General features: G+C 72.9%; 3 protein-coding genes. All 3 read left to right on the top strand.

What is annotated here, in order from left to right; translation table 11 throughout:
* The first annotated feature begins 94 nt into the window (after window positions 1–94).
* From ACYVE9_RS21365 to mug, 3 genes are read left to right on the top strand one after another with little or no spacing between them, the layout of a single operon-like run.
* Entirely contained in the window at window positions 95–877 is a 783-nt protein-coding gene (locus ACYVE9_RS21365) for an SGNH/GDSL hydrolase family protein (protein ID WP_461029506.1), read from the top strand.
* Window positions 878–888: 11 nt separating this feature from the next.
* Window positions 889–2,319, top strand: a complete 1,431-nt coding sequence (gene purB, locus ACYVE9_RS21360) for an adenylosuccinate lyase (RefSeq protein ID WP_461029505.1) — start codon at window positions 889–891, stop codon at window positions 2,317–2,319.
* Window positions 2,316–2,858, top strand: coding sequence for a G/U mismatch-specific DNA glycosylase (gene mug / locus ACYVE9_RS21355; protein ID WP_461029507.1), 543 nt, complete (start codon window positions 2,316–2,318; stop codon window positions 2,856–2,858). Before purB ends, mug begins: the two co-directional genes overlap by 4 nt.
* The last annotated feature ends 49 nt before the right edge of the window (window positions 2,859–2,907 follow it).

Raw genomic sequence — 2,907 nt, 5'->3', positions numbered from 1 at the left:
CTCCCGGCGGGCTCCGGCCTGCCGGGAGGCGGCCCGCCACTGCCACAAAGCTCATTGCCCGGGGCAACCGGTTGCCCGTTACCATGGTCCGGCCATGGATACCGCACCGCAGATCAGCAGTTTCGTCGCTCTGGGCGACTCGTTCACCGAGGGCATGTCGGACGTCCGGCCCGACGGCAGCTACCGGGGCTGGGCCGACCTGCTCGCCGCCCGGCTCGGGGCGCGCGACCCCGACTTCCGGTACGCCAACCTGGCAGTGCGCGGCAAGCTCATCCAGCAGATCGCCGAGCAGCAGGTCGAGCCGGCCGCCGCCATGAACGCCGACCTGGTGACACTCGTGGGCGGGCTCAACGACGTGCTGCGGCCCAGTTGCGACATGGGCAGGGTGTGCGGACTGCTGGAGGAGTCGGCGGAGAAGCTGGCACCCTCCTGCGGCCGGCTCGTGCTGATGCGCAGCCCCGGGCGCCGCGGACCGGTGCTGGAGCGCTACCGCACCCGGATGGAGGAGCTGTTCGCCTTCATCGACGACCTCGCCGCCCGCACCGGCGCGACCGTCGTGGACCTCTACGCCTCCCCCGCCCTCGGTGATCCCCGGCTGTGGGCGGACGACCGCCTGCACCTGTCGGACGAGGGACACCGCAGGGTGGCCGAGGCGGTCTGGCAGCACCTGGGGCAGCCCGCCGAGCACGACTGGAACGCCGTGCTGCCGCCCTCCGGACGGGCCGCCTGGCACTCCCGCCTGGCTGCCGACCTGCGTTTCACCCGCCGCCACCTGGCACCGTGGATCGGACGCCGGCTGACCGGCCGCTCCTCCGGTGACGGACGCACACCCAAGCGACCCGACCTGGCGCCGCTGGCCTGCGAGGACACCCCGTAGAATCCGGAGGCGTGACTGACAAGCCGCGCATCCCGAACGTCCTCGCCGACCGCTACGCCTCCGCGGAGCTGGCCGTCCTGTGGTCCCCCGAGTACAAGGTGACGCTGGAGCGGCGGCTGTGGCTCGCCGTGCTCCGCGCCCAGAAGGACCTGGGCATCGACGTGCCCGAGCAGGCGCTCGCCGACTACGAGCGGGTCCTGGAGGACGTCGACCTCGCCTCGATCGCGGAACGCGAAAAGGTCACCCGCCACGACGTGAAGGCGCGGATCGAGGAGTTCAACGCGCTCGCCGGTCACGAGCAGATCCACAAGGGCATGACGTCCCGCGACCTGACGGAGAACGTCGAGCAGCTCCAGATCCGGCTCTCCCTGGAGCTGGCGCGCGACCGCACCGTCGCGCTGCTGTCCCGGCTGGGCGCGCTGGCCGGCGAGCACGCCGCGCTGGTGCTGACGGGCCGCTCGCACAACGTGGCAGCGCAGGCCACCACCCTCGGCAAGCGGTTCGCGTCGGCGGCCGACGAGCTGCTCGTGGGCTTCGCGCGCCTGGAGGAACTGCTGGGCCGCTACCCGCTGCGCGGCGTCAAGGGCCCGGTGGGCACCTCGCAGGACATGCTCGACCTGCTGGGCGGTGACGCGGGCCGGCTGGCCGAGCTCGAACAGCGGATCGCCGCGCACCTGGGGTTCTCCCACACCTTCACCTCGGTCGGCCAGGTCTATCCGCGCTCGCTCGACTACGACGCCGTGAGCGCCCTCGTGCAGCTGGCCGCCGCCCCCTCCTCACTGGCGAAGACCATCCGGCTCATGGCGGGCCAGGAGCTCGTCACGGAGGGCTTCAAGGAGGGCCAGGTCGGCTCGTCCGCGATGCCGCACAAGATGAACACCCGGTCCTGCGAGCGGGTCAACGGCCTCGCCGTGATCCTGCGCGGGCACGCGTCGATGGTCGGCGAGCTGGCCGGTGACCAGTGGAACGAGGGCGACGTCTCCTGCTCGGTCGTACGCAGGGTCGCGCTGCCCGACGCCTTCTTCGCGTTCGACGGCCTGCTGGAGACGTTCCTGACCGTGCTGGACGAGTTCGGCGTGTTCCCCGCGGTGGTGGCCCGGGAACTCGACCGCTACCTGCCGTTCCTGGCGACCACCAAGGTCCTGATGGCTTCGGTGCGCGCGGGGGTCGGCCGGGAACTGGCGCACGAGGTGATCAAGGAGCACGCGGTGGCCTCGGCCCTGGCGCTGCGGGCCGGCGCCGCCCGCAACGAACTGCTGGACCGACTGGCCGGCGACGAGCGCGTCCCCCTGGACCGCGACACGCTCGACGCGTTGATGGCCGACCGCCTGTCGTTCACCGGCGCGGCCGGTGAGCAGGTGGCGGCTGTGGTCTCCCGCGTCGAGCAGGTCGCCAAGCGCCACCCGGAGGCGGCCGCCTACCGTCCCGGAGCGATCCTCTGACCCCGGAGGAGCTCGCCGCCGCCCGCGACCGGCTGGTGCCCGACGTCCTCGCTGGGGATCTGCGGGTGCTGTTCTGCGGCATCAACCCCGGCCTGATGTCCGCCGCGACGGGGCACCACTTCGCCCGTCCCGGCAACCGGTTCTGGCCGGTGCTGCACGCGTCCGGCTTCACCCCGCGGCAACTGGCCCCCTCGGAGGAGAGGGAGTTGCTGGACCACGGCCTGGGCATCACCAACGTGGTGGCGCGGGCGTCGGCGCGGGCCGACGAGGTGAGCGCGCAGGAGTTCCGCGAGGGCGGCCGGCTGCTGGTGGAGAAGGTGCTCCGCTTCCGGCCCCGGGTGCTGGCGGTGGTGGGCATCACCGCGTACCGGACGGCGTTCGGCGACCGGCGCGCGACCACCGGGCCGCAGCCGGCCGGGATCGGTTCGACGCGGGTGTGGGTACTGCCCAATCCCAGTGGCCTGAACGCGCACTGGACTCTCGCGACGATGGCCGAGGAGTACGCACGGCTGCGCCGGAGCCTGCCCGACGAGGGCTGACCCGCCCCCGACCGGCGCCGGGCGCGGCGAGTACCGCCGAAGCCGGTGG

The organism is Streptomyces sparsus (genome assembly GCF_054776295.1).
This window is presented reverse-complemented; position numbering and strand designations above follow the sequence as displayed.